The 4785-nt window shown below is 65.5% G+C and carries 6 protein-coding genes; 3 read left to right on the forward strand and 3 right to left on the reverse strand.

Features of this window, described 5'->3' with window-relative positions:
• Together N878_RS12995 and ttcA are read right to left on the reverse strand one after the other, a co-directional pair.
• On the reverse strand, positions 1 to 765 hold a 765-nt coding region (locus N878_RS12995; protein ID WP_021444082.1), incomplete at its 3' end, for a 3-deoxy-7-phosphoheptulonate synthase.
• Positions 766 to 1363: 598 nt separating this feature from the next.
• Positions 1364 to 2188, reverse strand: coding sequence for a tRNA 2-thiocytidine(32) synthetase TtcA (gene ttcA / locus N878_RS13000; protein ID WP_021444084.1), 825 nt, complete (start codon positions 2186 to 2188; stop codon positions 1364 to 1366).
• 99 nt (positions 2189 to 2287) lie between these two features.
• Between ttcA and N878_RS13005 the strand changes: the two genes are divergently transcribed.
• The 3 genes from N878_RS13005 (at position 2288) to N878_RS13015 (ending at position 4232) form a co-directional block, all read left to right on the forward strand.
• Positions 2288 to 2884 carry a DNA-J related domain-containing protein gene (locus N878_RS13005; protein WP_021444085.1) on the forward strand — a complete coding sequence of 199 codons (597 nt, stop codon included), beginning with the start codon at positions 2288 to 2290 and terminating at the stop codon, positions 2882 to 2884.
• Between the two features lie 166 nt (positions 2885 to 3050).
• Complete coding sequence (locus tag N878_RS13010) at positions 3051 to 3650, forward strand: Yip1 family protein (protein WP_021444086.1); 600 nt, start codon at positions 3051 to 3053, stop codon at positions 3648 to 3650.
• 87 nt (positions 3651 to 3737) lie between these two features.
• Positions 3738 to 4232, forward strand: coding sequence for a SprT family zinc-dependent metalloprotease (locus N878_RS13015; protein ID WP_021444087.1), 495 nt, complete (start codon positions 3738 to 3740; stop codon positions 4230 to 4232).
• A 176-nt stretch (positions 4233 to 4408) separates the two neighbouring features.
• Here the strand turns inward: N878_RS13015 and N878_RS13020 are convergent.
• Positions 4409 to 4785: macro domain-containing protein (locus N878_RS13020; protein ID WP_021444088.1), on the reverse strand; the 377-nt coding region annotated here is incomplete at its 5' end.

Below are 4785 nucleotides of genomic sequence, written 5' to 3' on the forward strand. Positions count from 1 at the left end.
CACGCTGGCGGCGTCGTAATTGGGCGCGCCGTGGCCGCCGCGCAACACCAGGTGAGTATCCGGGTTGCCGGCGGTGTGCAGCAGCGCCGGGTGACCGAGCTCGTCGATGCCGAAATGCTGGTGCGGGTGCGCCGCCGAGCGCATGGCGTCGCAGGCGATGGCGAGGCTGCCGTCGGTGCCGTTCTTGAAGCCCACCGGCAGATCCAGGCCGCTGACCATCTCGCGATGCACCTGCGATTCGCTGGTGCGCGCGCCGATGGCCGCCCAGCCGAGCAGGTCGTCGAAGTAACCGGCCGCCAGCGGCTGCAGCAGTTCGCTGGCCAGCGGCAGGCCACGGGCGAGGATATCCAGCATCAACTGGCGCGACAGGCGCAGGCCTTCGGCCATATCGCCGCTGCCGTCCAGCTGCGGGTCGTACAGCAGCCCCTTCCAGCCCACGGTGGTGCGCGGTTTTTCCACGTAGGCGCGCATCACCAGCAGCAGCTGGTCGTCCACCTGCGGCGCCAGTGCGGCCAGGCGCTCGGCATATTCGAGCGCAGAAGTGCGGTCATGCAGGGAACAGGGGCCGACCACCACCAGCAGGCGCGAATCGCGGCCATCGAGCACGGCGCGAATAGCGTCACGGTCGGCGGCAATACGTTCGGCGAGGGCATTGGCCAACGGCAGGCGCTGGCGCAAGACGGCGGGGCTGGGCAGCGGCTGGGCGCTGCGGCGGGCGATGGGGGTGACGCTGGAAACGAGTTGAGCGGAGACGGATGCATTCATGATCTGGCGGTTCCTTGGCCGGCGCGGTCGATGCCGCGGCGGCGCTAACTGAGTGTTCGTTGCAGGGGTGTCAGGGCGGCGGTGACGCTGCTAAATCGCCAGTCGTAGCGGTAGTTGCGGTAATAACGGTTCATCTGTGCATCCTCTAAGCGCTTGGCCGTTTTCGGCCGAAAAAAACAAAACCCCCGGTCGGGTTGCCGACCGGGGGTTTTCTGGAAAACGTCTCTGGTGGCGACCCTGTTGTCTCAGGCCGCCTGTGGGGTATCAGGCGCGCCTGTGGCTAAACCAATACCCAAAGTAATACGCGGCAGCGACCACCGCCTGCGCACGGGCCAGCGCGGCGCGCGAGGCACCGGCGTGGAGCGAGGACAGGAGGTTGTGGCTGGACGACATGATGTTCTCCGAAGCGATGGCCGAACCTTACTCCAGGCCTTCGCGGCCTGGCAAGCGAGGCGTGGAGAAACGATGGTCGCGGCTAAAGCCCCTCCCACAGTTCGCGTCGCTTGTGGGAGGGGCGTAGGGTGGATGTCGCTTTTTACATCCACCAATTCCCTTGCAAGGTGGATCGGTAAAGCGTGATCCACCCTACGGCCGTGCGTTACAGGCTCATCACATCGAGAAAACGCGGCGTGGCGCTGTCGTCGATCTTCAGGCTCTTGAAGTCGAACAGGTTGCGGTCGGCCAGTTGCGAGGGGTGCACGTTCTGCAACGCGCGGAACATGATCTCGACCCGCCCCGGGCTCTTGCGCTCCCACTCCTGCAGCATCTCCTTGACCACCTGACGCTGCAGGTTCTCCTGCGAACCACAGAGGTTGCACGGGATGATCGGGAATCCCTTGAGTTGGCTGTAGGCCTCGATATCGGCCTCGGCGCAGTAGGCCAGCGGGCGGATCACCACGTTGCGGCCATCGTCGGACAGCAGCTTGGGCGGCATGGCCTTGAGCGTGCCGCCGTAGAACATGTTGAGGAAGAAAGTTTCCAGGATGTCGTCGCGGTGGTGCCCCAGCGCCATCTTGGTCGCGCCGATCTCGTCGGCATAGGTGTAAAGGGTGCCGCGGCGCAGGCGCGAGCACAGCGAGCAGGTGGTCTTGCCCTCGGGGATCTTCTCCTTGACCACCGAGTAGGTGTCCTTCTCGATGATGTGGTACTGCACGCCGATGGATTCGAGGTAGGCCGGCAGCACGTGCTCGGGGAAGCCCGGCTGCTTCTGGTCCATGTTCACCGCGACTATCTCGAACTTGATCGGCGCCACCTTCTGCAGGTACAGCAGCACGTCGAGCATGGTGTAGCTGTCCTTGCCGCCGGACAGGCAGACCATCACCTTATCGCCATCCTCGATCATGTTGAAGTCGGTGATGGCTTCGCCGGCCAGGCGGCGAATGCGCTTCTGCAGTTTGTTCTGGTTGACCGAAAGGGTGCCCATGGTGCGTCGGAATCCGGGGGTAGGAACGAAAGCGCGACATTTTACGCACAATGGCCCGCTCGCCCTACCCCACCGACGGCGAAATGCTAGGCTCGGCCGATGAACGACGACCTCGACCCCGCCCTGGACCTGGCCGACCAGGTGCTCGAACTGCTGCTCGCCGCGCCCGACGGGCTGGCCGAGTACCAGCTGATCCAGCAGCTCAAGCAGCGCCACAGCGGGCATATCCCCAACCTGCCGCTGACCGACAAGCTGGTGCTGTTTCGCACCCATTTCCTCCTGTTCAACGCCCTGTATCGCCTGCGCGAGCGGCTTTGGCAGGAGGGCCGCCACCAGCTGCAGATCGCCCCGCTGTGCATCCGCCTGCTGCCCTACCAGGCCGGCAGCGCGGCGCTCAGCGAGCGCGACGGGCTGCGCGACTACTACCTGGACATGAGCAACCTGCGCGATACCGACGAGCGCGATGTCGAGCGCCTGCTGGCCAGTTTCTGGACCCGCATGCAGGGCGGCGAGGAGAAACAGGCGGCGCTGGCGCTGTTCGAACTGGACGGCCCCGGCGCGGTCCTCGACCTGGCCAGCATCAAGCGGCGCTACCGCCAGCTGGTCAGCCAGCACCACCCGGATCGCGGCGGCAGCACCGAGCGGCTGCAGTCGATCAACAAGGCCATGGAAATTCTAGAGCGCTATTACAACTGACCGGCAGAGAGCAATTCGCTCTAAAGCCAGGCACCACGCGCCCTCCAGCCCCTGCCTATACTGCGACATACGGTCGCATAGGTTCGGCCCGGCACCCGGTGGCGCTGTACACGCGCGCCGGGCGTCCGCTGGGGGGCGATCGTCATAAAAAGAGGAGGTGTCTGGCATGATCCACCACGTTTGGGGGCTCTTCACCCATCCCGACCAAGAATGGCAAGAAATCCGTGGCGAGGAAGAAACCATCAGCCACATGTACCTGACTCATGTCCTGCTGCTCGCCGCCATCCCGGCGGTCTCGGCTTACATCGGCACCACCCAGGTGGGCTGGTCGATCGGCGACCGAGCGCCGGTGATGCTCACCGAGGGCAGCGCCCTGAGCATGACCATCATGTCCTACCTGGCGATGCTCGCCGGCGTCGCGGTGATGGGCGCCTTCATCCACTGGATGGCGCGCACCTACGACGCCAACCCGACCATGACCCAGTGCGTGGTGTTCGCGGCCTACACCGCCACCCCGCTGTTCATCGGCGGCCTGGCGGCGCTCTACCCGCACCTGTGGCTGGCGATGGTGGTCGGCACGGTGGCCATCTGTTACACGGTGTACCTGCTCTACGTCGGCATCCCGACCTTCATGAACATCCCCGAGGACGAGGGGTTCATGTTCTCCAGCTCGGTGCTGGCGGTAGGCCTGGTGGTGCTGGTGGCGATGATCGCCACCTCGGTGATCCTCTGGGGCCTGGGCGTCGGCCCGGTCTACACCAGCTGAGGGCAATGGCGAATCGGCGAAACCACCTGCGGGTGGTTTCGTCGTTTATGGGCTGCCGCCAGGGCCATGATTGGGCATAATCGGCGCATGCCCGAACAGCTCCACGCCCGCGTCGAGGCCTGCTACCAGCTGGCCGAAACCTTCTTCAAGCAACGCTTCGCTCGCCCCGAGATCAGCTTCAAGCTGCGTGGGCAGAAGGCCGGCGTCGCCCATCTGACGGAAAACAAGCTGCGCTTCAACCTGCAGCTGTATCGCGACAACCGCGAGGACTTCCTGCAGCAGACCGTGGCCCACGAGGTGGCGCACCTGATCGCCCACCAGCTGTTCGGCCCGCGCATCCAGCCCCACGGCGAGGAATGGCAACTGATCATGCGCGGGGTCTACGAGCTGCCGCCGCACCGCTGCCACAGCTACGACGTGCAGCGGCGCAAGGTCAGCCGCTTTATCTACCGCTGCAGCTGCCCCGACGGCGAATTCCCCTTCTCCGCCCAGCGCCATGCCCTGGTGGCCAAGGGCCGACGCTACTACTGCCGACGCTGCAAGGTGACCCTGCAGTTCACCGGCCAGCAGCGGGTGGAATAGCCTGCGGCCAGGCCCCGGCAGCGCCCACAGGCACGCCCTACGTCAGGAACGTCCTGAAAAAGCCATTTATCGCCCCCCCCCCCCGCGAAGGCGGCCCAGGGACTACGAAGCTTCTGGACTATTGCGCCGTTCAGCGATAAAGCTGCTGTCCCGCCTGCGCGGGAACGACGGCTATCTCAGAGTTGCCTTAGTAAATCCCGATACCGCGCCAGATCGGCGGCGGAAAAACAGCAGAACAGCACGCGCTCGATCCTCGGCAGGTGGGCGACTTCCTCGCGCACCGTCGCCACCGCGATGCCGGCCGCCTGCTCGGCGGGATAACCGTAGATGCCGGTGCTGATCGAGGGAAAGGCGATGCTGCGCAGCTGGTGCTCGGCGGCCAGGCGCAGTGCGCTGCGATAGCAACTGGCCAACAGCTGCGCCTCGCCACGCTCGCCGCCGTGCCAGACCGGCCCCACCGTATGGATCACGCAGCGCGCCGGCAATGCGAAGCCGGGCGTCAGCCGCGCCTCGCCGGTGGGACAACCGCCCAGCGGCCGACAGGCCTCCAGCA

This window comes from Pseudomonas sp. EGD-AK9, assembly GCF_000465935.2.
Taxonomy (GTDB): domain Bacteria; phylum Pseudomonadota; class Gammaproteobacteria; order Pseudomonadales; family Pseudomonadaceae; genus Aquipseudomonas.

Bases quoted from the DNA above. Each gene is read 5' to 3' on its own strand.
- ttcA (WP_021444084.1), bottom strand. From the start codon at position 2,188: ATGGGCACCCTTTCGGTCAACCAGAACAAACTGCAGAAGCGCATTCGC.
- N878_RS13005 (WP_021444085.1), top strand. From the start codon at position 2,288: ATGAACGACGACCTCGACCCCGCCCTGGACCTGGCCGACCAGGTGCTC.
- N878_RS13010 (WP_021444086.1), top strand. From the start codon at position 3,051: ATGATCCACCACGTTTGGGGGCTCTTCACCCATCCCGACCAAGAATGG.
- N878_RS13015 (WP_021444087.1), top strand. From the start codon at position 3,738: ATGCCCGAACAGCTCCACGCCCGCGTCGAGGCCTGCTACCAGCTGGCC.